The organism is Herbaspirillum huttiense, from assembly GCF_047300815.1.
Taxonomy (GTDB): Bacteria; Pseudomonadota; Gammaproteobacteria; order Burkholderiales; family Burkholderiaceae_D; genus Herbaspirillum; species Herbaspirillum huttiense_A.
Map to the genome: position 1 here is coordinate 3,278,478 of NZ_CP178608.1, position 25,257 is coordinate 3,303,734.

Here is a 25,257-nt window from a genome sequence, read left to right on the forward strand (position 1 = left end):
CGTCTGGACTCCTGGCCTAGCGCCCTTCCCATGCACGGCCTTCATACTTGCCAAGGCAATTTAGGCGGCGTGAAATCGATGCTGATCTGGCTGATCGCTGCCACCGCCTCTTCAGACAAGCGATTCAGGACATCGATTGGAAGAATTTCTCCGAACAACTGGGACCGCAATACCTTGGCGCGTTCCTGGACGATTTCTGTCCGGAGCTCATCGTAACTTTCCCCGATCGCAATCGTGTGGATATCGATGGTCGGCGCCTCATCCATGCGCTTTTCGAGCCAATCTTGGAATTTCTCCATCCAGTGACTTCCCTGGCGATCAACCCGCCCGATCTGCTGCTCGATGCGCCCAGGATTCCAATCCAGATGAAACAGCACCAGCTTGCGGCAGCTACGATGCAGATTCAATCCTTCGCTGGCCACGGCAGCCTGTCCTATCAGTACGCGCGGGTGCATCCTCGGTTCATTGAAGGCACGCTGACGTACACGCCGAGTCCCTGGCTTGGTGTCGCCATACAGCATCTGGGAGAAAGGGCTCATACGAAAAATCCCGGTGGCGCCATCTCCCGCATCATCCAGTTCAGCCAAATGTCGCTTCACGGCCTTCTGGCGACTGGAGTACGCCAGGGCAAGGGCTTCGGCTTCGGCCTCCCCTACGCCATCACCGTCGGCAGCCGCAATATCGATGTCGCAGATATCTTCCAGCAGAGATCGGGCACGCTGTTGCTCGGCCTGTTCCTCATGGCTTCCGGCAGCGCTGCGCGAATCGTCATCGCTTCCTACGATCATGCTTTGGACTAGCCAATTGGTCAGCCGCACCTTGTCGTCCTGATCGGCGGCATTCTCACGTTCGCCATTCTGGTCAACTTGGGGAACACGCAGGAATTCGTCTACCGCCTTGCGACACAGATCACGCAGTTTCTCGCGCCCGCGACTATACTGCTCGCCCAGTCGCTGCGCCGTTGCAGGAAACGCGGCGATCTGCTCGTCGGTGAATGCAAACTCCTTGTCACGCATCCATTGGGTCATATCGGCGTCACCAACGGAAAGCCCCGTTGGCAAGGCTGTGGGAGTGTTGTTGCGCACGTCACGCAAGTAATGGCGAATATTGAGTGCCCGGTCCAGCGCCCGCATCGGTGCCAGGAAGGCGCCAAAGACCAGCACCTTTTCGCCTTTCCTGGAGAGCTCTTCGATCAGCTCAACCGCACCTTTGATACGTGGATGCCATTGCAGGCTGGCGACTGCATTACTGCTCTCTGGCGGACGAATCTTCTGCAACCAATAGGCTTGCCGAAGCTGCTTGGCACGCTCCGCCGGAGTTCGCACGGCCTGCTCTGCGTCCGCCCCGGACTTGTTCGAGACTTCGCTCAGGTCTTCCGGCCAAAGCGGCAGGCCCTGTGACAGACGCGCTCCCGCCGTCTTCATCGCCTGCTCTGTTTCGATGCCGTGCGAAGCCACTGCAAGGCACTCAGCGTGTGCAAGCATACGTCTCTGTGCTGCCGGCAACGTACTCAGACGCACGGTGCGAGGTGGCATCTGCCGCCGATGGGGATGCGCCGAGTGGGCCACGCCGGTCGCCTCACTATATTTCCGTACACTTGGGTGATCACGCCATAGACGCCGCGTCATGACCGCACTGAAAGCCTGCCTGAATTGCGTCGCCGTCTGCTTGAGTGTCTCTATCTGTCCAGGGCTGCCCACAGTCAGGCCCTTGACCGCTTCAGAATAACGCAAGGCTACAGCAGAGAGTCGCTCGACCTCCGGCTTGTCCAGTCCGATCCGGTACAGCACACCACTCCATTGACTCGCGTCCATTTCCATAGGGGTCGCCGTCAACGCCAGGCGCTTGGCGGCCAGCGTACGCGATTCCGGGCGCAATAGAATTTTGTTCAGGCAGGCCGACATGCGCGAAGTCAACCATTCTTGGCTCTTATCCCCCGTTTTTTTGGACGGGTCGACGAGCTCGGCGCCTAGTCGATTCTTGTGCGCCTCATCGATGATGATAAGGTCGACATCACCGATCAGGGTTCCAATCAGTTCTTGGAACAGGCTTTCATTCTTGGGAGTCCGGACTGTCTCGCCGCGTACACGCCCGAGATCGGCCGCTCGGAGCATGTTCTTCAGGCGTTCCGGCATATGCGCCTTTTCGCTCAGCCATGTGATGGCTAGCTGCTGAGCCTCCGATATATCCAGCTGCTTTGCGCCCTTGACGCTATGCCCGCCAAACAACTTTCCCTTTAACGCAAATGGCAGCCCCCAGCGTTCATCGCGGCTCTGGTTTCCAATGCGCTGAGGCAGTCCGAAACGATGCGAGATGAATAGCCACGGTGCATACTTCGACAGTGGATATGCCTGCCCCTCACCCTGCTGGACAAAAAGATCGCGATAGGTCTTTAGCTCGACACTGTCAAGTTCTTGCAGATCGTCAATCCATGAGGGTCGACGCCCGTCAGGCAACTGTCTCAGTTGCCGCAGGAACGCGCCCAGTTCATCATCGCGCCACTGGGCGATCAGGCCGGGCGGAACCAGGAATGCCACGCGTCCGCCACATGAGGCCACGCATACCGCCAGCGCCAAGGCAAGGCGCGTCTTGCCCAAACCGACCTCGTCGGCCACCAATACGCCAGGCTGCTGTTCCAGACGATCGGCCATCCAGGCCAGCGATGCGTCCTGCCCGGAACGCCATAGCGGCGCGTCCTCTCCTGCCAATGACTTGTCGCACTCCACCAAGCCGCGCAGGCGGCCAATGACGTCATTCCATTCCATAAGATGCCTCGCTTGCCGAATAGTGTTCATGTCCGTCTGCGCCCGACTCTCGGAGCTGCTCTGGCAGCGACCAAAAACTGCGCAGTGCTTCCACCAATGCCTGATAAGCGGGCAGCAACGGATGCTCCGCGATCAGCCAGGATGGCCTGAATCCTTCTTCCAGCAAGGCCGGGAACAGGTCCAGGTGTAAATCCCGTATCTGCTTGCGATGCAGCGGCGCGACCTGTTCCAGTAGCAACATGCGTACCTGACTGATCCAGATCGGGAATTGTTCCGGCGTCACACTGGATTGCCGGTCACCGATGGCTTCGATGACCGAGGCCAGCCAGCGCAGCGGATAATTCATCCGGGCACTGGTCGCCTGCCGAACCCTCGTTGCTCCGATCCCGCTGCCATCATCGACCGTGTCGATGGCATAGGTTGGTGCATCCGGGAATTGCAACAAACCCTCAAGGACGTCGTCCGCCGCCAGTTCAGGCGGTGTCTGGCGGCACAAGGCGCCACTGGCAGACATCACCGGCAGCTCGAACTTCTCAAGATCCCCGGCCCTTCGACGCACGGCCAGGACCATCGGCGTAGGCCCTTCCCAGGGCACCGCATCCTGATCAGCCGCAACATCCTGCCACTGGTCCGTGCCCGGCAACTGGAACTGGAAGTCCGACGCATCCCCACTGCGCACAAAAAGCAACTGTTGGGCCTCATGACGGGCCAGCAATACCGGCGGAGGGGACAAGGGGGTATGCAGCGGCTCGCCTTCACCCGGCTCCAGCGTCCTCGCTGGATGATCCGCCAGGTAGTCTCCGCATGCCAATGACCGCCATACGGAATTCAGCTTGAGTTCCTCGTGGGTAACGATGCCCGTCTCGATATTGCCAACGCCCCCTCTCGCCTGGCTGCCGTCAAGACCTGCTCGAGAAAGCAAGCCAAGTCGGGAAAGGTTGCCTGAACCGAGATAAAGGAAACCAAGCTTCCCGTCATCCCGGTTCCACCTGCGTAAGCCGACGATGAACTTGGCATGCAAATTCCTGCAGCCTGGAAATTTTTCGCCCAGTGGATCGGTCGGGATACACAGGTCCCATCCAGCGCGCTTGTCAGCCCCCCACGTCGCCAACGCCCCCGCCTGATCAGGATTGAAGACCAGATACTTCTCCTTGGCCTGGCCAATTTCCACTATCTCGTCCAGGCTTTGCAGCACCTGCGGCATGGCACCCGACGTTGCGTTAGCCTCCGGCCGCTCAAAGAAACCCGAACCGGCAATGACAGTATGAAAATCGGCACGGCGCATGGCACGCTTGATGTGGTCATACAAAGACTGATCCAGGCTATGCACGAAACGGCTTGCGGGCAAACGGATACCCTCCCGGCTCATGCGCACACGCCAGTCACCCCACCAGGAGAGACCCTTGGCAAAAGCCTGCACGCTGCGTGCATAGAGGCCCTGCATGAGTCTGCCCAGGAAATCATAGGCGGCCCCTACATCGGACTGCTCCTGGGTCCGCAGCTCCGCGCAGTTCCATTCGCACGTCCAGTACATATCGATCAACGACATGCCCCCCCAGCTTTCCCGCGTCCAGTTTCCAGTGGACACCACTAGACGGAATGAAGTAGGCGCTCCCATTGGCTGATCGGCAAACGCCAGCAGTGCCACCTTGGCATGCATCAGCGTGGTCCGCCGCTGCCACTGCTCGACGCCATCATGGGCGAGGCACACCATGCCGGGTACGGCCGAGGCGCAGGGCAAGGGTTGAGAGGCATCCAGCATCAATACGGCACGTGGCCAGCCAGTGGCCGCGCGGGTGAGCGATTCTTGGCCGGTAAAACTGGACAAGGCGCGGTTAAGCGTATCGATATCGGCAGTCATCGCACATAGCGCCATATGCGTGCCATAGCGCCCCTCTGGCGGGGAGAACAAGACATCCAGTGCCGCAATTCCGTGTTCCATCATGCGCCCTCCCTCATCGCGGTAGTAGTGTCAAGCAATAGCCATGTCAGCCGCCACAAAGGTCGTGGGACATCGCCGATATCCAGACTCATTTCAGCCTCGCCGGGTTCAGCCTCGTCCACCAGCCGCCCCCGATCCCGCCCGTGGCACGTGAGCTGTTCGCCATTGAGCGCAAACAACAGCGGAACGCGCATGACCAGGTGGCGGAGGCGGTCCGCTACATTATTCTGTGCATCTTGCTCCTGGCAGAACTGGGTAATATCGGCGGGAGGTTCGGGCAGAAGGCGCAGCTTTTCCCGCATCAGCCGGCTACTTTCGGCCAACTCGGCGAACGCGCGGGCGACTCCGTCCATTTTGACGAGATCAGCAATGGCGATGCGCGCCGTGCCGGTAAAACTGTCGACGATCTCTTGGGTACAACGCAATGCGTACAGACGCACTCGCTCCAGTGCAAAACTTCCATCCAGTCGATTCCGGTGATCGGGAGAGCGGATTCCATAAAGGAAATGCCCGCGCGCGCTGGCATCAAAGTCGGACAAAGATAAATTCAACTGTCCCTGAAGGAGCTCCATGACATTGCGACGTCGTTCGGCAAATTCACCAAACCCATACAACTGGTGCAAGACCAGTTGCTGCTCCTGGGCAGACTGATAGTCGGGTAACAGCGCCGAGCGCAATGCCGCAGATACTTGAGGGAAGTCTTTCCCGGGATTGGAAATCCATTTCAGCAGATCACTGTGCGCGTCATTGTTTCCCAGGGCAGCATCCACCAACTCAAGTCCCGGAGTGTCCAATTTCAAGGCGCTGAAGCGCTGTTCCATTTTGCGGCAAAAGCCCAGCCCGGCTAGCGACGACGACGCCGGTCGACGAAAAGGTACCGTGACGTAGGCGCCGCGCTTGCGCACGTCGTCAAAGGACAATCTGTCGGTGCTGCCGAACTTGCGCTTACCCTGTACCCGTCGATCCTTCTCGTAACCCTTATTGCGTCGCAAAGCAATCCAGCTGGCCAACGCCTCTACGCCTTCCGCCACCTGAGCTGCCATGGTCGGCTTGCCAATCTGATCGGCCAATGCGATGCCAATGCAGCTCCAGCTCAGTTGCCGCACGAAAGACGCACCGCCTAATCCCGGCACCGCCCATTCATTGAAGCTCATAATGGACGCCCTCAAGCCAAAGTCCAGCCTCATTCTGCTCCCCGGCACATCTACCGGCTCAATAGCTCCCCAGCTACCATTTGCTGCAAAATTCACTTTTCCCCCATCCATTGAAAATCTTACTCATTGATTACAGATTTATTGATCTGGCCGAGCTCATCCGCGAACTTGTTTATTTGAATTGAAATTTGACCCACCTTCTCAAGAAATTTGCATCCTAAGTTGCCCCATGTTTAGACCTCAATCCTGATAATGACCACGAGCGGGACAGCGGAGTGATAAACGTCGCCCTACTTGAAACTATTTGACGCTGATATATCAAAGACCATATGTCAATCCGGGAAATCGCCCTCCGCCTGGAGATCTCCCGCAGTACGGTTCTCCGTTATATTTGGTCAAACGCGATCAAACCAGCATACCCAGCAAGGCATTCGCTTAGCTCTCTTGACGTGTTTGTTATCCGCCTCTCCGCTTGACTGAGCGCTGAATCCGTTAAATCCCGCAAGCAACGAAGAAGCCTGAAACAGATATTTCTAGATCTGAAAAAACGAGAATATGAGGAGTCGTAAGACCGTTGGCTACGCTCGGTAGAGGGTGGAAGGTAGGCCAATGGAGCGGGTCAAATCCGCGAGCAAATCAATAATCTAGAGTGTCGGACCTCTTCTTAAGCGCCATCTCAACTTCTTCATTCCATCAAATCTAAAGATCCTTTCGGCGCAGTTCTCATGCGGGAAACCTCCCAAGAGAGAACGTCGTATTTCCATACCTGTGCAACGAATCCGTTCTCCTTCTCACTGAAGATCGACGGCTTTAGCAGCCGCATAATCTACGAGCGTTCTATGCACTATCCTCTGATGTCTGCCATTCGGCGTACAGAATACGTTCAACATCAAGCAACGTAACAGTGTGGGCCTTTAGTAATTGCAAGAGATGAGGCTGCTCCAGCAACTCGACACCGTTGAGCATGGCGTTCTCATGCGCCTGGCGATTGAAGAATTGGTTGGTGATGCAAAGCTTTTCAAAGTCAACATGAGGATGTCGACGCCGATAGAAGGCCTCCCCTGCAACAACCTCCTTGACTGCATCCCATCCAAGTGTCGTACCATCCGTCCCGCTGGTCTTGGCCTGCAGCAATTGACCTTTGCTTCCTAGAAGCGCAACGACATCCACGCCGTTGTCACTGGTTCCAGGAGTGCGGTAGCAGTCATATCCTTTTTTTTGCCACAAAGCGCCTGTCAAACACTCGAAGTGCTGCCAACTCATCCGCAGCGCTATGTCCAGCGTAACGCGCTCATCAATGTCGGCGGCGTCCGCGTTTGGCACAACATCCGCGATATGGAAATCACCAGGCTTCACATCCCCTGCGCCATTGAGCATGTCTCCCGCTAGCTCTCGCTTATAAGCAAGAAGATGGTCAAGCTTGACATCGAACGTAACGAAGTCGTCTGCCTGAACCACCGGGTAGTAGACGTAGACTGGCTTGGTCTGGCCAATGCGATATGCGCGGTCCGTCGCCTGATCCTCCTTGGCCGGATTCCAAGTACGGGTGTAATGCACGACGTGATTTGCCGCCTGAATGTTGACGCCAAATCCGACAGCCACAGGAGACAGAATAAGGACGCCAAAACCTTTCCTGTCCCGAAACGCCTTGATGCGCTTCTGGCGACTGTCTACATGACTTGCGGAGGCGCTGGTGTCGCCGTTGATGATGTCAGCCCGGAAGCCAAATTCGACTTCGATATAGTGCTGAAGGAGACGTTGTATTTCTCTGAATTCGCAGAAGACGATGACCTTTTCCGCCTTGCTTTCTATGTCCTTCAATTGCTTTATCAGCCAATCTAGCTTTGGCGCTTTGTCGCGATACTCCTGGACTGGCTCCGGCTTGAAGACGTTGAGCCCATGAGGACGAGGATCCGTACAGATCAAGCGCAGGTAGTGCAGCAGACCGAGATGATTCTTGAAAGGAGAGACCGCGCCAGGGTCCGCTCGTCTCTTGAAGCCATCAATGGCTTTTGCATAGAGATTTCGTTGGACAGTCGACAATTGGAGCTTGCGACATTCTTCAACAATGATCTTTGGCGGCAAATCAGAAGCCACATCAGCCTTGAGACGTCTTAGAATCTGATGCTCGATCTTGGAGCGTAGCTCTTCCACTCGTGCTTTTTCATCGTCCGACTTCGCTTCGATTGGCTTTCGGTAGCGTCGACCAAAATCATTCAGCGCTCCCAACAATCCCGGTTGCACGTAATCGAAAAGACACCACATGTCAGCCAATGTATTCTCGACAGGAGTGCCCGTACATGCGATCTTGAACGCGACGTTCTGCTTCTTGGCCGCCCGCGTTACCATGGCGGCCGGATTCTTGATGCGTTGCGCTTCATCACACACCATCAGTGACCACTTCTGCGCAGCAAACGAAAATTCCAGATCGCGCAAGGTCTCATAAGTTGTCAATACGACCTTGGCCTGCCCTATCCAGTCTGGACGCAGAAACTTCACCAACCCATCTTCCGCAAGCAATCGCTGGTCGATCTGCGAACGTGGCACACGTAGTTCACTCAGGCTATTGCCGTACGCAGTCAGTAGCGGCAATGCTCCAGGCACGAAGAATTTATCGGCCTCCTCAGCCCAGTTCTCCAGCAGGGATACTGGTGCCACCACCAGGATGGGCGGCATGGTCGGGTCGCGTTCCAGTAGCCATGCCATCAAGGCCAGCAACTGAAATGTCTTGCCCAATCCCATATCGTCGGCCAGCACGGCGCCACGGACCTGATACTCCGCCTGCAAGCCGAAGAGATGCTGCAGCCAGGCCAATCCGGCCCGTTGGTGCGGCAGCAGCGAATATTCCGGCCGAATGCAATTCGGCAATCGCGGCTCCTTGGGGACCGCCTGCAGCGCCTCTCTCCGCATTTCCTCGTAGTCGAGAGACTGAATATTCGCTCGCAGCATGAGCTGCTTCTTGACAAGCGGCTTGCTTCCTTTTGATCCGGCTGCCGTACCTGTATCGATAGGTTTACCGGACTCAACATCCTTGAACAGCGCGTCGAAGATCTCGACGATCCTCTGCGCTTCATCGCGTGACAGTGGTTCGCTACCCCACGGCACGGAAATTTCAGAAGAACCTGCTGCGTGCGCTGTCTGCAGGTCCTTCTTAAGTTTCTCAATCTCAGTCTTGCTGGTCGGAACAGCAACAGGATCACCACCATTTTTCGGGGTGACGACAATCACTGGCTTTACATTTTCGGGAAACCATTCGCTATCTTCTTGCTTCTTGGCAATGTAAGGCGAATAGTAGGGCTTCTCTACCCCGATACCCTCAATACGGGCGGAATAGGCGCTCAAGTCATACACTTGAGAATAAGACACTAAGGTCGGAGAAACTTGCCGACGCTCCAACGCGTCTTTCAAATCTCGGTAGTGCTGTTCAGCGTTTCCATCTATGACCAAGTCATAGCCATCCCAAGCGAGGAGTTGGAAATCTAGCGACATCGCCCTATGGAGGGCGGCCCCAAACTCGGCGAGCTGCTGATCGGTCAACATTACGCCGACCGCCGACAGTTTCCGAGCCCAGCGCGCTTCGGTGGATGGTTTGGCCTTTGCTTGCTTGAATAGCTTGAACATGTTTCCCCTTACTTCCACCAGCCTTTTCCAGGCTTGTGGTGGAATCCCCAGTGCGTCAACGTGGCGTTGACCTTCTGATTGGCTGTATCAGTCAAGACCCAAAGATTTCCGCCACGGGACGTATTGTCCTCAATCTGGAAACCATATCTATTTTTCAAACGGTGAAGGGCGGACGATGAATAGTCCAGCTTCAAGTGGTCGACTTCTTCTACGCGAGTAAAGCTACGCGCAGTGCGCCCTCTGCTCACTGCCGGTGCAGAAGGGTCGATCCCGAATTCCGCGCGAAGAGTCGCGGCAAACATCTCCTCCCATTTACTCCAGTTGTGAATGCCATCTTTATGACTCATCCGTAGAAGACTCTTTCCCCTGTGCTTGAGTGAGTTCTGTCCGTTGACATCCAGCCTAAGCGACTCAGAGGTATCGAAGGGCACCGATTTACGCGCATCGTAACCATAAAATGCATTCCCGAGTCCGCTGAATTCAACGGCGACCAACGGTCCCATTCGCATAATGAATGCGTTGTTCGTACCATTGGCATCCAGGTCACACAACAGCCCTTTCATCTTGTGGCGCAATAGAACCATGTCGCGCTCCCTCGAATTCCGTGCTGTCGAACCTAACGCAAACTCAATATCATCAATCGCCTTGACGTAACGCTTCCAGAAATTCATCCGCCGAGGATCGGCAAAACCGTCTTCCGCCAACTTCGTAAAGAAGGTCTCGATAAGATCGAGCTTGAGCCAATCAACAACCATGGCGCGCGCAGCCGGAGTTACACCGCCCCACTCGGTCTCATGAGATGGCAGCCATGGATTACCCCACCAGGCAACAGCCTGGTCCCTCAGACCCTGATGCAACACCATCCCTGGAACCTCGACGTACCGATCCAACACCATGACCATGCCTCTGTCACGTAAGACCTGATTTTTGCCGAGCAGCTCCAATAGGCGAGGCAGCAAGGTCTGGAACTCCGCGTGTCCGAGCTTGGTGGCGGCCTGAACCTGCGCCAGGACCAGCTCACGGAGAAACCACGATGCTTTGTTGATTCCCAGTTGCTCGCACAAGTGATCAATAGCCCCGCTATCTCCGCGCAACAGAGCGTCAACATACGGCTCGCACGGACGATCACTGAACAACTGTTTATTGCCCAGCGCGGTTTCGACCCATTCCGGATTGGGGGAGTTGTCCTTGACGAGATTGTTCCGATTTAGCAGGTAATCCCGCAGTTTTTTCCAATTCTGGATTCCCGTGGCTGGTGTGCTTTCTGCCAGCCCATCGTAAGTAAAGTAGCTCTTGACTAATCCTTGGTAACAACGCCGATACGCCCGCGGATTTTCTCGCCACGCATCAATGCCGTCCAGGACCTTTTGCAAGCGAGGTTGATCCTCTAGAAGACATGCTCCCTGAGGCCGATGAGGCAGACAAAGTCCCCACGACAACAAGTACGCATCCCGGAAAGACCTCACCTCCTGACTTTCCCAGAATTGCTTGACGGTGTAGAGCAGATGGTCGTCCACGACATGGCCGGATTTACGTGATTTTGATTTCGTCGTCATCTGGGCAATGATGTCGTCGATGCCAGAGTCTGCACTCGTTAACCGGCGCCCTTCTTCCAGAGCCGGATGTAATAACGCAGCGAGATGGGCAAGTGCACTCATTGCAAAGCACACTCACCGAAATTGGCCGCTTGCCGCGGGGACTCCGGGCGCGCCTCGTCTACCCCAAGAAACTCAATGCGCATTTCTACGCGACGGCTTTCATCGTCCGTATCCTTGGCGGCATTGAACGAATAACCCCCGACAAGAAACAGTCTTCGCACGCTCTCCTTCTGCTCCTCGGAAAGCAAGCTTGGACCAGTCGTTGCAAACATCGTACAAAGCACTCTCTGACTGCGTTGCAAGCTCAGGTTCAAATTGCTCAGATAGCTACCGGTCTTGTCGGTATAGCCCTCGACGACCACACGTTTGAGCACGCGCTGTCCCAAGTCGTCGTTCGCCAGGCTCAGAATTTCCGGAACGAACTGACGGAGCACAGCCTCTTGCTCGGCAGTGAGGTTATATCGAGCCTTGGCAAAACGGGCCCGCTCGCCGAAATCGATCACACTACGGCTACGGTCGATCTTGATGCCTTGATGGCGCTTGGCCGCTTGCTCAAAGCGATCCAAAATGCGCTCGATGTCTTGGAGATGCCTTTCTTCTTTCTTTTCACGCTCTGTAACGTTCTTGGTTACCGCCAGCAAAGCAACGCCCATAACCACGAGAAATAGCACCATCAGTGCAGTCATCAAGTCGGCAAAGGAAATCCAGAAGGGCTTTTCAGCTTCGTCGCGGCCACCTCGCTTGATGGCAACTTTCGGTCCCATCATCGCTTAACCTCGCGCCGGAGTCAGACTACCCATGGATGCAAGCGTGATTTCCAGTTCTCCAACTGCCGAATGCAGCAATCCGACGGCCTGCGTAAGTTTGGAATGGAACTCCGTATTTGCTCTGCTCAAGGTTCTAGTCACTTCCGTAGCGAATGAGTTATGCGCCTCGCCCAGCACCTTGCTGACGCCGTCCAGATATTCATCCGCCATCTTTTGCGCGTTGCCCAGGCGCGTTGCCGCTCCCTCAATACGCGAGAGCACGTCGGCAGTTAATGTAGCCTCGCGATGCGCGGATTCGACGACACTGTTGATTTGCTCGCAGATTTGACCCTCTCCATTTGACCCACCTTCCATTGCCTGCTGAAGGCAGCCACCCGGTCATACGACCCCTCGTATCCCAGCTCTCTTAAGTCCAGGAACATCTGTTTCAGGGTCCTTCTTTGCTTCCGAGATTTGACCGCCTCTGCGCTGAGCCAAGCGGAGAGCCTGGCGGTGAAGTCATCGAGCGAGCTTGGCGAACGCCTTGCTGGATAAGCAGGTTCGCTGACATCGGATCGGATGTAGCGGCGAACTGTGTTGCGGGATATGTCGAGCCTGCGGGCGATTTCCCGAATTGAGATGCGGTCTCTGATGTACCAGCGTCGAATAATTCCAAGTAGGGCCACGTCTATCACTCCGTTCTCCCGCTCGCTGTCATGAGCAGGATTGTGGTCTAAACATGGGTCAACTTTGGATGCAAATTTCCTGGGAAAGTGGGTCAGTTTTCAATGCAAATCAACAATCCCAATACCGGTAAATATGCCGGGAAGATGCTTGAAAAATTCCGTTCCTAAGCGGCTGTCAACAACAATCTGCCCATTGAAATACATTTCCGCTGGCAGCGTGGCTCTGGCACCTATATCGATGAGTTGTCCGTCGCGCTCCTCAGATTGCACGTGCAAAGACTCTTCGTATTCGTTCCAAAGGTGTGCCAACTTTTCATCTTGGCTAAACACTTCTCGCAGCTCTTTAAGAGGTGCGCTCTTACCCAGCTTGGAAAGCTGTTTGACGACTTTTTTCAGGCGGCGCAAATGTGCGAGGCCGGGTGCCAAGAATTTGGCTAAGAACAAGAGAAAAATGACGACTAAGAACAGTGCAGCAACAATAACAGATGACTGCACGCCATCCAGCAAAGCTTGAATATTCATTCGGTTCCTCTCCCCGGGAGGGCAATTTTTATTTATGCGATTCTGTTGGCAGCCTACGCAGCGCCTGCAGCTGTGACCTACACAAGCTGGTGCGCCGATAAATCGATGTCATTGCCGCAAAAGAAATTTTCTAGGCTTAGGTGCAACGGAACGGGAACGCGGAGCGACACGCCCAACAAGCACCAGGGTGAAACACTGGCAATATGACAACTATTTCCGAAGCTCTACGATACATGAATCCTAAACTTGCTGTCACGTTGAGTGCCACACTTTCCTTGATCTGCGGGCTTTCCATCGGGCAAGTTCGCTCAACATGAGTCGCTCACGTTTCTATAGAAATCAAGCTAAGCAGAGAGAAGCCATCCAGAACGCGTTGACATCAAAAAAGGGCCCCCAAAGAAAATATTCCCTGAAACCGGCATACTTGCGGGTTCGCCGCTCCCCGCACCTGCTCTTCAAGCCCCATGGAAAACATCATCGTCTATGCCATCCCCGTATTCCTGCTGCTCATCGCAGTGGAATTCGGCTATGGCTACCTGCGCCAACGCAATACCTATCAACTGGCCGACTCCCTGGCCAGCCTGTCGCTGGGCGTGATCAGCCAGCTGGTGGCATTGGTGACGCAGATCTTCCAGGTCGGCCTGTATTTCCTGGCCTACCGCGCCTTCGCCCTGTTCCCGGCGGCGCGATTCTGGCACGGGGCGCTGGGCTGGATCACGGCCATCCTCCTGTTCGACTTTTTCGATTACTGGCTGCACCGCTTCGGCCATGAAAATGCGCTGGGCTGGGCCGCCCACGCGGTGCACCACCAGAGCCAGCACTTCAATCTCTCCACCGCCCTGCGCCAGGAAAGCACCGTCGCGCTGCTGGGCTGGGTTTTCTATCTGCCCATGGCCGTCCTGGGCGTGGAGCCGGAACAGTTCGGCATCGCCGGACTGATCGTGCTCATCTACCAGTTCTGGATCCATACCGAGCACGTGGGCAAGCTGGGCTGGTTCGACCGCGTGTTTTCTTCACCCTCCAACCACCGCGTACACCATGCCGTCAACGACCAATATCTCGACAAGAACTACGGCGGCATGCTGGTGATCTGGGACCGCATGTTCGGCACCTTCGCCGAGGAAAAAGAACCGGTGGTCTACGGCACCCGCACACCGTTGAACAGCTGGGACCCGCTCTGGTCGATTTTTTCCGGCTACCAGCAGTTGCTGCAAAACGCCGCCCAAATGCCCCGCTGGCAGGACAAGCTGAAAACCTTCATCAAGCCGCCCGGATGGCGTCCACCCGGGATGGCCGCCCCTGCCCCGTTCGACCTTGAGGCCGCGCGCCGGCGTTATGAGACCGAGTTGCCGAAGCTGGCGCGATGGGCCTCGGGCGTGCAGTTCCTGTTGTTGCTGGGCGCGGCCGCAGCAGTGCTCTGGGTATCCGATGGGCAGTCGTATCGTTGGCTGCTCGCCACCAGCGCTGCCCTGCTGGCCGGCTTCTGGGCGCTGGGTGCTTTCCTGGAGCGTCGTCTTGGCGCAGCGCTGATGCTGGCAATCGACGTCGTAGCGGCGGGCGTGCTGGCCTATGCGCTCATGGCGGCGTAAGCAGCTTGCGACTGCCACGCCGCCAGTGACGAAGAAGATGGCTGCGGAGATTCTTAGCAGGCGGTCTCCGGGGAGCCCACGAACGCGTCCATGTTGGCGTTGACGAATTGCTCGACGGTCTGGGGTGCCTGACCGGTGATCTCGCCAATCACGCCATCGACTCCGGAGAAAATCCCGTTTTGATAATCGACCGCAATGGCGACGAAATGCTGGATGAGGAATTCGGGCAGATTGAACGTACCCAGGTAGGCGCGGTATTGCTCAAGCGTACTGGGGCTATAGACGATGTCGCGACCCAGAACGCGGCTCAGTTCGGCGGCCAGCTCCTTCTGGCTGAACTCCACCGGACCATACAGCGCATAGGTCTTGCCGATATGGGCGGACGGATTGGTCAAGATGGTGGAGATGAGCCGCGCCTGGTCTTCGGCACCGATGGGCGCGTGGCGCCCTTCACCAAACGGCAGCGTGATCCTCCCCTCTTCCACCAGGCGTTGCTGCACCCACGGGAAGGTCAGCCATTCAGAGAACAGGCTCGGACGCAGATGGACTGCCGGTACGCCTGACCAGTCCAGCACGCGTTCTGCAATCCAGTGATCGCGAGCAGCATGGCTCTCGGAATCAACGCGCGCCGAAATCTGCGACATGCTGACCACCACATCAAGGCCGGCACGCTGTGCCGCATGCGCAAAGTAGGCGGTCGCCTGGATGAACCCCGGGCGTACCGGATAGCAGAGGTAGGCCGCCGTTACCCCATCGACAGCCCGCAGAACATCATCGTGTTCCAGCAAGTCACCGATGACGATTTCGGCGCCAGCCTTGCGCAGGCTTTCGCTGCGTTCATCCTGGGTATGGACCATCGCACGAACGGCGTGGCCGTCTTTCAACAGCGCATTGATGGTGTGGACGCCGGTTTTACCCGTCGCGGCAGTAATCAGATATTTACGGTGAGCCATGATGTATCTCCAAGGAATGGTGAAAGTGCAGAATGTTGAAAGTGCATATGCACATCAAACGATAAAAAAAAGCGGACGACGTTCAGGTCGAACTCAGATCAAACTAAGATGGTGCTTGACATCTTCAAGAACGGAAGCCGCAGCCACTTCGTCGGGCAGGATGCGCGACATCGTCAATGCACCGACCATGGCCGCCATCGCAAAAACGGCCTGCGAGCGCGGCTCCTCTTTGCCTGAGCGGATGAGGCTGCTTTTCATGACCTCAACCAGGTCGTTGAAGCCTTGAGAAGCGGCTTGACGAGTCTCTTCACCTGCCCTGACCAACTCGCTTCCCATGGCCGCCAAAGGACAGCCTTGTGCCTTGTTGGCGCGGTGATCCGCCGAGAGATAACTCTCGATGATCGCTGCAAAACCCGCGTCACCGCTGGCCTGCGCTGTCGTTTCAAACTTTGCGACAAGCGCGTCCAATGCCGCCGCGCAAGCCTCCGCGACCAGCTGATCTTTCGATTCAAAATGCTTGTAGAAGCCGCCTTGCGTCAGTCCGACACCGGACATCAGCGGCACGATGCCCGTGGCCGTGATGCCATTGAGACGGAATTCATCAGCAGCTGACGTCACGATCTGCTGGCGCGTCAGGGCTGCATCGGCTTTCGACTTCCTCATGGCTCTTCCTCGATGTGCGTTACGTTGAATTAGATTATAGTAATAATCCAAAACGATGCAAGGAATAATTTATCGGACAGTCTTTTCCAGCCGATCGCCGCGTCGGCCAGCGCTCCATCATCACGATGGCGGATCGCCGCTTGGCGAGAAGCGCTCAACATAGTCTTTGGGACTCACGCCGAGGCGCCGGGTGAACGCTTTGCGCAGGACGTCGACGCTGTTGTAGCCACATTTGCGGGCAATATCCTCCAGCGATTGGCCGCCCAGCTCCAATGCCCTGCTCACTGCCTCCAGCCGAACCTCCTCGACATACTTTGCCGGTGTCGTATTGAGCTCCCGCTGAAAAGTACGGATGAGCGTTCTTGCACTCATTGCCATATGGTCCGCCATGATCTCCACGGTAAGCTGTGCGTCCAGATGCTCGCTGATCCAGAGCCGCAGCGCATCGAGGCTGGAGCCCGACGCTTGCTGCGACTGGAGTGACACGCTGAATTGGGCTTGTCCGCCCGGCCTGCGCAGGAAGAGGACCATGTTTTTCGCGATATCCAGGGCGAGCCCGTCTCCCAAGTCTTCCGCCACGAGCGAGAGCGCCAGATCGATGCCCGCCGAGATCCCTGCAGAGGTGTAGATATTTCCGTCCATCATCCAGATGGGGGCCGGGTCAACCCGCACTTGCGGATAGGTTTCGGCCAACTGCCTGGCCATGCGCCAATGCGTCGTCGCCTTGCGTCCGTTCAGCAGGCCTGCCTCCGCAAGGACAAATGAGCCGACGCAGATCGAGCACACGCGGCGCACCTTGGGCGCACTGCTCCGTATCCATGCAATCGCTTCCGGATTGCGATGAGCAAGCGCAGCAAAACCGGTGGCGACCACCAGCGTATCTATCCGCTTGGCGGATTTGCGCTCCTGGCCGAGCGTTGCATGGCCGCGCAGTCCGATTCCCGTCTCGCTCTCCAGATAGAGGTCGGCGCCGGCCGAAATGAGTTCTACCTGGTATGGCACCGCGCCCGGCTGGCTTAGCCGATTGGCATAAGCGAACACCTCGGCCGGGCCGGTCACATCCAGGGCATCGACAGGCGGCAGGCCCAGGATGACCACACGCTTCGGTTTCTTCATGGCAATCCCGTACTCAAAATTTCATTTTGGCACGAATCGACGTTAAACAGTCATTTATGCCAAGCATGCGCTGCCTAGAATGCATCCTGTACCTTTACCTTCCAGAGGCAATTTCCATGAGCACCCCCGTGACCATCGGCGGCATCGCCGCGCCGGACTCTGCACTGACACGCCAGGCGGCCAGCCTTGTCGCCCGCGTGCATGACAGGGCCATGCAGTACCACCTCCACCGTTCGTGGTGGTTCTCGGACTTCATCGGCAAGACACGTGGCCTGAAATATGACCGCGAGGCCCTGTATCTGGCCTCGCTGCTGCACGATCTGGGCCTGACCGGGGAGTTTTCGCGCGATGCCCGTTTTGAAGTAGACGGTGCCGACGCGGCTAGCGAATTCCTGATCGCCAACGGCTATCCGGAACGGAAGGCCGAGCTGGTCTGGGACGCGATCGCCCTGCATTCAAGTGCCGGCATTGCCGACCGCAAAGCGCCCGAAGTGGCGCTGCTTCACTTTGGCGCGCACGTCGACATCTTTGGCCTGCGCCTTGAAGAAATTACCCCGTCCCTGGTCGACGACACGCTCGCCCTGTATCCCCGGCTGGGAATGAAGAAAGCATTCCAGGCGGCCGTGGCAGAAGTGACGCGCAAGAAGCCGCATCACGCCATCGGCACCGGATTGGTTGATGTCGGTCGCCGGCACATCCACGGGTTCGACTGCCCCAATGTCTGCGACCTGATTGACGCAGCGCCGTTCGAGAGCTGAAGGAAAACCTGCACCGGGTAGTCAGCAGATCGCGTCCGTACAGATTCCCCCACATGAGAGGACTTTCATCTTGGATGATCACCACATTCTTTATGGCGCCCGGTCCGGCAACTGCCTGCGTGCCGCAGTGGCCCTGGAAGAGGCTGGCATTGCGCATACCATCAGGAAAATCGCGCTGCGACAGGGAGAGCACAAGAAACCGGCTTTCCTGGCCATCAACCCGCAAGGCCTTGTTCCTGCTCTGGCAGTGGTACGCGCGGGCAGAGAACAGACCCTCCTCACGCAGTCCAATGCCATCATGTTCTACGCGGCACAGCGGGCAGCTGACATCAATCTTGGCGGCGCCGACCTGGATGCCAAGGCCAGGATCTGGGAGCGCTTTTTCTTCTTCCTGACGGAGGCCATTGCGCCAAGCATGGCAGGCTTCAAGCTGGCGGGTGAAGGCCTCACCGATGGCACGAGATATTTTCACAAATCCATCGTCGCCAATCTGGAGCTTGCCGACAGCTACGTACGGACGAACCCTTACATGGCCGGCGAGAGCTTCTCGTTGGCCGACATCGCGGCATACACCATCACGGTCGCGCACAAGGACAAGCTTGACTGGTCCAGGCTGCCCAATCTTGATGAGTGGTTCAAGCGGGTCGCCGCGCGGCCGGCAGTTGCGCGCGCAATGTCCGCCTTTGACTGAGGCGCCGCCCTGCCACAGCCGAAGCCAGGCAGGCATGCCCTACCATTCTCATGCACCGTTGCCATCCACATCTTCAGGAGGAAATCCTCATGATTGCCGGCATTGCCATCCCCGACACCCCCATTGCACGCCAAGCCGACGAACTGGCCCGCGCCGTCTCCAGCGACGTGCTTTACAACCACGTCATGCGCTGCTATTTCTTCGGCATGCTCTTCGCAAAGAAAGAAGCAAGCAAGGTCGACGACGAACTGATGTTCCTCTCGGCCGTGCTGCATGATCTGGGCCTCACGGACCATGCGCCCGGCCCCCATCGCTTCGAGATCGAAGGTGCACTCGCGGCACGTGAATTCCTGGTCAACAAAGGCGTCTCGCCCGAGCGCGCCCAGAATGTCTGGGACAACATAGCACTGCATACCTGGGACATGAACCGCTTCCGTGGCGACACCAGCCGCCTGATGCAGCTGGGTCTGGCCTATGACGTCTCTGGCGTCCCGGGTGCGGAGCTTGACGCAGATGACGTCGCTGAAGTGCTGCGGCATTACCCTCGCCTGCATTTCAAGCGCGAATTCAACGCCATGCTCAATCACGAAATCGATACCAAGCAACCCTATCCGCATTGGTTCCACATCTGTTCCCGGGTTGCACATAACCGCGAAGCGCTGCCCATCGTCGACGCACCCGCCGTATTGAACCGGGCGCCATTCGACGAATGAGCCAGCGCTGTACGATGAGACGAATCAGGCCATGCAATGTACCAATTCGTCCCCTCGCTTGGCTATCGTAGAAGCTCACCACACACACCGGAGCTTACTCATGGAATCACGCAAAACCCCCGCAGTTGCCGACCCCTACGCCGGGCCGGACAATCCCCAGCTGCCCGCATCGACCTTCGAATGGGATTCGAGCCGCACGGCCTTGGTCGTGATTGATCCGCAAATCGACTTCATGAGCCCCAAGGGTGCTTCGTGGGCGCTGGTGGGAGAAAGCGTGACGGAACAACAGCTGGTGCCGCACCTCCTGGCCTTGTTCGCAGCCGTCAAGAAGGCCGGTATCACGGTGGCGATCTCCCCGCACTACTATTATCCGCATGACCATCATTGGGAATTCTCCGCCCCCATCGAGGCGGCCCAGCATCAGCTGCGCATGTTTGAACGGCCTGGTGCGCTGACGACCGAAGGTTTCCGTGATTCCGGTGCAGACTTCATGCCCGAATTCAAGCAATACATCGAGGATGGCCAGACCATCATTGCGGCCCCGCACAAGCTCTACGGACCGCAGAGCAATGACCTCATGCTGCAGCTACGCAAGCTGCGCATCGAGAAAATCATTCTCACCGGCATGGCGTCCAATCTGTGCGTAGAATCGCACCTGCGCGAGTTCCTGGAACGCGGCTTTGAAATCGTGGTGGTCCGCGATGCGGTGGCCGGTCCCAAACTGCCTGATGGCGACGGCTACCACAGTGCGTTGATCAACTTCCGCTACATCGCCAATGCCGTCATGACCACCGACGAAGTGCTCAAGCACATTGAGAAGCAATAGGAGGCTGCCATGCCATTGAGTCTTGACCAGGCGCTCGGACAAATCGACATCAGTTGTTCGGCGTTTCGAAAAATTGAAGGCGCCGAAGAAGTCATCGGGACTGCTGCGCCCGGCCAAGCTCATTTCATTGCAGTCCTCTCCGGACAAGGCGAGCTGATCGGGCCCGACGGGCCCTTTCATGTGAGTACCGGGCAATTGCTGCTGCTCTGCGGCCCGCTCACCCGACAACCTGCACCAGGCCTGGTACTGGCACACGGCCTGCTCGGTGCGACGCTGCTGGACGGGCGCTCGCTGTTCGATTTCCTCGATCTGCCCCACGTGCTCAACGCGGCCGGGACGGAAATTTTTACAGGGGCCATCCCCGAACTGCTTCGCGAAAGCGCATTCGGCGGACCTGGCTCATCGGCCATCATCACCTGCCTAGCACGGCGTCTGGTGACGGTCTTGGTCCGTGACGCCTGGCCTGATGCGCAAGAGGTGCAATCTCTCGGGGTTGCCACTCGCCATACGCGTCTGGCCAAGATCGTTGACCTCATGACGAAGGACCCGGGAAGAGACTACACGCTGGAGGGACTGGCCAGCGCGGCAGCGATGAGCCGTACACACTTCCACCGGGAATTCGTCGCGCTGTACGGAAGCTCACCCCTCACGCTGTTACGCACCCTGCGCATCAAGCGTGCAGAAGAACTGTTGAGCAAGACGGAGTTGCCGATAAAAACCATCACCGCACGGCTTGGTTATCGCAGCCGCAGTCACTTCTGCAAAATATTCAAGCAATCTTGTGGCGTCAATCCCGAGGACTTCCGCGCACAGCAAAAATAGACCGCCGCATCGGCCTCGATCAGCGCGACTGCATCCACGCCACCAGCGCCTGTGCTTGCATCGGCCGCGCAAACAGATAACCCTGCACGAACTCGCAGCCCATGGCACGCAGCAGTTCGGCCTGCTCCTCGGTTTCCACGCCCTCGGCCACGCAGTGCATCTGCTGTGAACGGGCGATGCCGATGATGGCAGGCAGCAAGGAAGACGCACGCCCCTCTTCGGTCACCCGCAGGATGAAGGACCGGTCCAGCTTCACGCAATCAAAATCAAAATTGTGCAGCGTGGACAAGGAGGAATAGCCGGTACCAAAATCATCCAGGCACAGTCCGAATCCGTAGGCACTCAGTTGCCGAAACTGCGCCTGCAGATGATGGGCATCATCTATCAGCAAACTCTCGGTGAGTTCCAGCGTAATGCGCGGCGGCGCCACGCCAGCACTCAAGGCGATGTCGCGCACCTGCTCGAAGAAGTGTACGTTCATGGCCTGCCGCACCGACACGTTCACGTGCGCGGTGAATCCTTCCGGCAGCAGCCCCTGTGCCTGCCACTGCGCCACATCGGCCGCCACCTTGCGGAAGGCCAGCGCTCCCAGCTGCGAGATACGCTCGCTGCGTTCGGCCAGCGGAATGAATTCTGCCGGCGAGACCGGACCGAACACCGGCGAGTGCCAGCGCATGAGCGCCTCCACACCGTGCAGCGCGCCGCTGCGCAGATCGCAGATGGGCTGGTACACCATGCTGAACTCGGCCTCCAGCGTGGCCGCATCCATGGCTGCCAACAGCGCCTGCACCCGTTCCTCGCGCGCCAGCATGGAGGGCTGGAACACGCAGTAACCGCCACCGCCCGGCTGCTGCGCCTGGCGCAGCGCGATGGCCGCATTGGCCAGGCTTTTTTCCATGGCGGCCTTGTTGCGTTGTGCGCAGACACTCACGCCGAAACTGAGGAACACCCGCACCTCTTCTGCGCCGCCGGTCGCCAGTACCAGTTCGGACTTGCTGCGCAGGCGCATGAGCATGTCTTCATGGTCGGCCGGTGCACCCAGCATCACCACGGCAATGCGGCTCTCGCTGTAGCGGCAGCGCACCAGCCGCTGGGCGGCAAAGTCGCCCCACACCGGCGCCACCTGCTGGCACAGGCTCTGCCACAGGTGACGCAGGGCGACCTTGTTGAGCGTGTCGGCCAACACCACGTAGTTGTTGATCTCCACCATGCAGACCGTGGCCTGTTCCCAGGCGCTCTGCTCCAGCCGGTTGGCTGCGCCGATCAGGCTCAGGAGCCCGCTTTCCTGATCGCGGTCGACTTGGTCGCGCAGTTCGTGATACAGCCGGTAGAGATTGCCGGCCATGCGCTCCACGGCATCCTGCACCGAGACGATCTCTTCGATGGCCCAGCCTTTGGGATAGAGCAGATCGAAGCGATGCGTGCCACTGGCCTCGCGGAAGGCCACCTGCTCGGCCTGGTGGCGCAGCCGCATCAATGGTGAGGTAATGCTGCCGCGATACAGACGGATCAACAGCAGGCCACCGGCCAGCATGACGGCCAGTGCCACCCAACTGATCCAGAAGATGCCATCGAAGACCGACAGCAGCTCGGCGCGGGACGAGATTACCAGCACCCGGTAACCGGCCAGTTCCGCAGGCGCGCCGTCGATCCTGGAGAGCGGCTTCTGGTAGATCAGGAACTTGCCATTGGCGTCGGTCTTCAGGTTGACCATGCGCGAGCGGTCCGCCAGGCGCGCAATGGCCAGCTCGGTGAAACGCGCGCGGCTGCCCGGCGGCTGGTCGATCAGGAAGCGCTTGTCCGCCGCACTGAGCCGGTCCGATTGCAGCAATACGCGTTCGTTGTCATCGACGATGAAGATCCCGGCCACCAGCGACTGCTGTACCGCTGTATCCAGCAGATGCTGCAGGCGCGCCTGCGAGAGGTCCACCGCAATCACGCCCTGGTCCTCCGGCGAGCGATTGACGGGGCAAGTCATGGAAGCATTCCATTGCGCATCGGCCCCCATGCTGAAGTAGATCGCGGAGACCTGCGGGCATTCGGCGGCGGCATTGACGTACCACGGCCGCTGGCGGGCGTCGTAATCGGGCGTGACGGACAGCGGAGTGAGGTTTTCACCATCGGGCCGCTGGTCGAAATGTTGCAGGCCGGGATGGGCGTCATCCTGCAGGTAGTAGTCCAGGCTGCCATAACCCTTGAGATTGACGGCAATCAGCTGGCCCCGGTTGTTGCCGAACTGGATGTAGGAAAAGCGCGGCTCCTCGGCATTCTCGCGGCGCGCCAATGCCTCGATGAAGCGGGCCAGCGAACGCAGGTCGCCATGCAGGGGCATCGAGGATTCCAGCATCAGGCCCTGCATCTGCTTGATGAACACGCCGCCGGCCAGGTACTCGGAGCGAAAGCCCTCCAGCACGCGATTGAGTTCGCGCTCCAGCAGGGGCTGCACGATCTTTTCTTCCAGGTCGTGCTGCAACCAGAAAAAGCCGGCGGCGCCAAACGCGGCCAGGCAGCCAATGAAGCAGATCAGGGCACCGACGATGAGCTGCCCGATCTTCCATTGATGATCTTTGTTGAGAAATCGCATCCCTGCTTCCCCGCCCCTGGTCCGTGCCCGTTGAATCGGCCAGTTCGCCTCGCCGGCATTGGCTGTCTTGCGTGAGCTTCTGCGAGCTTGTCCGGCATTCCGATGCCACGCACTCCAAGCGCTACGTTAGCAGCGTTGCCGTCGTTGAATCTATCAGGAAAAACACGATTCCGTATCTTTTCCTACAATCATGCCTTTGTGGCCGTTGTGGCTTTGGATGCCTGCCTGCAAGTTTGCAGGCCCTGCGATGAGGCAAGCCTCCTGCCACTTTTCTTTTTTTCTCCCGGCCAGTCCGGTACCGCGATCTCGTCCATGAATGCCTTGACTGCCCTGTTGCTGCTGACCACCATCCAGATCGCCACCTCCTTCGCCGCCACCGCCGTGCTGACCATCTCGCCCCTGCTGGCCGATACGCTGGGCATGTCCGCGCGCTGGGTCGGGGTCTACACGGCCGTGCTCTACGCGGCGGCGGCCTGCTCGTCGATCTGGTTCGGCAACCGCGTCCACCGGCTCGGCGCATTCCAGGTCAGCCGCTGGTGCCTGGCGCTCTGCGCCTTGGGCATGCTGCTCATTGCGACCACCCACGTGGCCGGCGTGCTGGCCGGCAGCGTGCTCATGGGCCTGGGCTACGGCGGCATCACGCCGGCCAGCTCCTACTTCCTGAGCCAAAGCGGCCCGCTGAAAAACCGCAGCCTGCTGTTCTCGATCCGGCAAAGCGGCGTTCCTGCCGGGGCTGCACTGGCGGCCCTGGTGGTGCCGGTCATGACGCAGCACGTCGGCTTGCTGTGGGCTTTCGTGGCGCCGGGCCTGGCCGGCCTGCTCGGTGCGGCCGCCTTCACCAGCAAATCGGCGCAGGACCACGACCCGGCTTCGGCGGACAAAGAGGGCACAGCATCCGCAGAGAGCGTCTGGTCGCTGCTGCGCAGCCATCCGCCGCTGCGCATCCTCACGCTGGTGGCCTTCCTGTTCTCGGGTCTGCAGGTCACCGCGATTGCGATGCTGGTGCCTTTCCTGCATGGTTTCCAAGCAATGTCGATCGAACAGGCCGCCGTCTTGCTGACGCTCTTCAATCTGGTGGGGGTGGTGTTCCGGCTGGTCTGGGGCCGCTGCGTTGATCGCGGCGTGCCGGCGCTGCGCATGCTGGCCATCTCGGGCCTGCTGGGCACGCTGGGCTTTGCCATGCTGGCGTGGTCGGCCTTCGCCCCGGCACCAGTACCGATGCTCTACGCGGCGGCGGCCGCACTCGGCGTGGCCGTGGTGGCCTGGAATGGCGTGCTGTTCTCCGAGATCGCCGTCCTGGTACCACGCACCCAGGTGGGCCGGGCCACCGGGCTGTGCGTGTTTGCCGGATTCATCGGCGTGGTGCTCATGCCCACCGTACTGACCCTGGCCATCGGACAGCGCGTCGCCTGCGCACTGGTGTTCGCACTGGGTGCGGCACTGTCGGTGCTGGTCGCCTGGCAGACCTGGCGTCGTGCATCACGCACGGGCCAGCCCGCGTAACTGAC

General features: G+C 58.3%; 21 protein-coding genes. 8 read left to right on the forward strand and 13 right to left on the reverse strand.

Features of this window, described 5'->3' with window-relative positions:
- Window positions 1-41: 41 nt before the first annotated feature.
- Genes ACLRDN_RS15140 through ACLRDN_RS15150 form a run of 3 tightly spaced genes read right to left on the reverse strand, consistent with a single transcriptional unit; the run spans window position 42 to window position 5,861 of the window.
- Entirely contained in the window at window positions 42-2,765 is a 2,724-nt protein-coding gene (locus tag ACLRDN_RS15140) for a hypothetical protein (protein WP_413456956.1), read from the reverse strand.
- On the reverse strand, window positions 2,752-4,710 hold the full coding sequence (locus tag ACLRDN_RS15145; protein WP_413456957.1) for a hypothetical protein: 1,959 nt from the start codon (window positions 4,708-4,710) through the stop codon (window positions 2,752-2,754). Before ACLRDN_RS15145 ends, ACLRDN_RS15140 begins: the two co-directional genes overlap by 14 nt.
- Window positions 4,707-5,861 (reverse strand): hypothetical protein, encoded by a 1,155-nt coding sequence (locus tag ACLRDN_RS15150; protein WP_413456958.1) that lies wholly within the window; start codon window positions 5,859-5,861, stop codon window positions 4,707-4,709. The genes ACLRDN_RS15145 and ACLRDN_RS15150 overlap by 4 nt, the downstream gene beginning before the upstream one ends.
- A gap of 329 nt (window positions 5,862-6,190) precedes the next feature.
- Here ACLRDN_RS15150 and ACLRDN_RS15155 point away from each other — a divergent pair, with 329 nt between their 5' ends.
- Window positions 6,191-6,337 (forward strand): hypothetical protein, encoded by a 147-nt coding sequence (locus ACLRDN_RS15155; RefSeq protein ID WP_413456959.1) that lies wholly within the window; start codon window positions 6,191-6,193, stop codon window positions 6,335-6,337.
- Between the two features lie 361 nt (window positions 6,338-6,698).
- Here the strand turns inward: ACLRDN_RS15155 and ACLRDN_RS15160 are convergent, their stop codons facing one another.
- From ACLRDN_RS15160 to ACLRDN_RS15185, 6 genes are all read right to left on the reverse strand, one after another.
- Window positions 6,699-9,482: an SNF2-related protein gene (locus tag ACLRDN_RS15160; RefSeq protein WP_413456960.1), complete on the reverse strand. Its 2,784-nt coding sequence runs from the start codon at window positions 9,480-9,482 to the stop codon at window positions 6,699-6,701.
- Window positions 9,483-9,490: 8 nt separating this feature from the next.
- Complete coding sequence (locus ACLRDN_RS15165; RefSeq protein ID WP_413456961.1) at window positions 9,491-11,140, reverse strand: EH signature domain-containing protein; 1,650 nt, start codon at window positions 11,138-11,140, stop codon at window positions 9,491-9,493.
- A complete protein-coding gene (locus tag ACLRDN_RS15170; RefSeq protein ID WP_413456962.1) occupies window positions 11,137-11,847 on the reverse strand; it encodes a flagellar motor protein MotB in 711 nt (236 codons plus the stop codon). The genes ACLRDN_RS15165 and ACLRDN_RS15170 overlap by 4 nt, the downstream gene beginning before the upstream one ends.
- A gap of 3 nt (window positions 11,848-11,850) precedes the next feature.
- Window positions 11,851-12,201 carry a hypothetical protein gene (locus ACLRDN_RS15175; protein ID WP_413460454.1) on the reverse strand — a complete coding sequence of 117 codons (351 nt, stop codon included), beginning with the start codon at window positions 12,199-12,201 and terminating at the stop codon, window positions 11,851-11,853.
- Window positions 12,117-12,521, reverse strand: coding sequence for a winged helix-turn-helix transcriptional regulator (locus ACLRDN_RS15180; RefSeq protein WP_413456963.1), 405 nt, complete (start codon window positions 12,519-12,521; stop codon window positions 12,117-12,119). Before ACLRDN_RS15180 ends, ACLRDN_RS15175 begins: the two co-directional genes overlap by 85 nt.
- A 90-nt stretch (window positions 12,522-12,611) precedes the next feature.
- The gene (locus ACLRDN_RS15185) at window positions 12,612-13,034 is read right to left on the reverse strand and encodes a hypothetical protein (RefSeq protein ID WP_413456964.1); all 423 of its coding nucleotides are present in this window, start codon (window positions 13,032-13,034) and stop codon (window positions 12,612-12,614) included.
- Window positions 13,035-13,498: 464 nt separating this feature from the next.
- Between ACLRDN_RS15185 and ACLRDN_RS15190 the strand changes: the two genes are divergently transcribed.
- Complete coding sequence (locus ACLRDN_RS15190) at window positions 13,499-14,623, forward strand: sterol desaturase family protein (RefSeq protein ID WP_413456965.1); 1,125 nt, start codon at window positions 13,499-13,501, stop codon at window positions 14,621-14,623.
- 53 nt (window positions 14,624-14,676) lie between these two features.
- Here ACLRDN_RS15190 and ACLRDN_RS15195 read toward each other — a convergent pair whose 3' ends face one another.
- The 3 genes from ACLRDN_RS15195 to ACLRDN_RS15205 all read right to left on the reverse strand — a co-directional run bounded on the left by ACLRDN_RS15195 (window position 14,677) and on the right by ACLRDN_RS15205 (window position 17,355).
- On the reverse strand, window positions 14,677-15,576 hold the full coding sequence (locus tag ACLRDN_RS15195; RefSeq protein WP_413456966.1) for an NAD(P)H-binding protein: 900 nt from the start codon (window positions 15,574-15,576) through the stop codon (window positions 14,677-14,679).
- Between the two features lie 93 nt (window positions 15,577-15,669).
- A complete protein-coding gene (locus ACLRDN_RS15200) occupies window positions 15,670-16,239 on the reverse strand; it encodes a TetR family transcriptional regulator (RefSeq protein WP_413456967.1) in 570 nt (189 codons plus the stop codon).
- 120 nt (window positions 16,240-16,359) lie between these two features.
- Window positions 16,360-17,355 carry a GlxA family transcriptional regulator gene (locus tag ACLRDN_RS15205; RefSeq protein WP_413456968.1) on the reverse strand — a complete coding sequence of 332 codons (996 nt, stop codon included), beginning with the start codon at window positions 17,353-17,355 and terminating at the stop codon, window positions 16,360-16,362.
- Window positions 17,356-17,471: 116 nt separating this feature from the next.
- On the opposite strand from ACLRDN_RS15205, the gene ACLRDN_RS15210 reads away from it, so the two are divergent.
- The 5 genes from ACLRDN_RS15210 (at window position 17,472) to ACLRDN_RS15230 (ending at window position 21,165) form a co-directional block, all read left to right on the forward strand.
- Window positions 17,472-18,113, forward strand: coding sequence for an HD domain-containing protein (locus tag ACLRDN_RS15210; RefSeq protein WP_413456969.1), 642 nt, complete (start codon window positions 17,472-17,474; stop codon window positions 18,111-18,113).
- A gap of 70 nt (window positions 18,114-18,183) precedes the next feature.
- Window positions 18,184-18,804, forward strand: a complete 621-nt coding sequence (locus ACLRDN_RS15215) for a glutathione S-transferase family protein (protein WP_413456970.1) — start codon at window positions 18,184-18,186, stop codon at window positions 18,802-18,804.
- 89 nt (window positions 18,805-18,893) lie between these two features.
- Window positions 18,894-19,517 (forward strand): metal-dependent phosphohydrolase, encoded by a 624-nt coding sequence (locus tag ACLRDN_RS15220; protein WP_413456971.1) that lies wholly within the window; start codon window positions 18,894-18,896, stop codon window positions 19,515-19,517.
- A 100-nt stretch (window positions 19,518-19,617) separates the two neighbouring features.
- Window positions 19,618-20,343, forward strand: coding sequence for a cysteine hydrolase (locus tag ACLRDN_RS15225; RefSeq protein ID WP_413456972.1), 726 nt, complete (start codon window positions 19,618-19,620; stop codon window positions 20,341-20,343).
- 9 nt (window positions 20,344-20,352) lie between these two features.
- Window positions 20,353-21,165 (forward strand): helix-turn-helix domain-containing protein, encoded by an 813-nt coding sequence (locus tag ACLRDN_RS15230; protein WP_413456973.1) that lies wholly within the window; start codon window positions 20,353-20,355, stop codon window positions 21,163-21,165.
- A 19-nt stretch (window positions 21,166-21,184) separates the two neighbouring features.
- Here ACLRDN_RS15230 and ACLRDN_RS15235 read toward each other — a convergent pair whose 3' ends face one another.
- The gene (locus ACLRDN_RS15235; RefSeq protein ID WP_413456974.1) at window positions 21,185-23,749 is read right to left on the reverse strand and encodes an EAL domain-containing protein; all 2,565 of its coding nucleotides are present in this window, start codon (window positions 23,747-23,749) and stop codon (window positions 21,185-21,187) included.
- A 312-nt stretch (window positions 23,750-24,061) separates the two neighbouring features.
- Between ACLRDN_RS15235 and ACLRDN_RS15240 the strand changes: the two genes are divergently transcribed.
- Window positions 24,062-25,252 (forward strand): MFS transporter, encoded by a 1,191-nt coding sequence (locus ACLRDN_RS15240; protein ID WP_413456975.1) that lies wholly within the window; start codon window positions 24,062-24,064, stop codon window positions 25,250-25,252.
- Window positions 25,253-25,257: the final 5 nt, after the last annotated feature.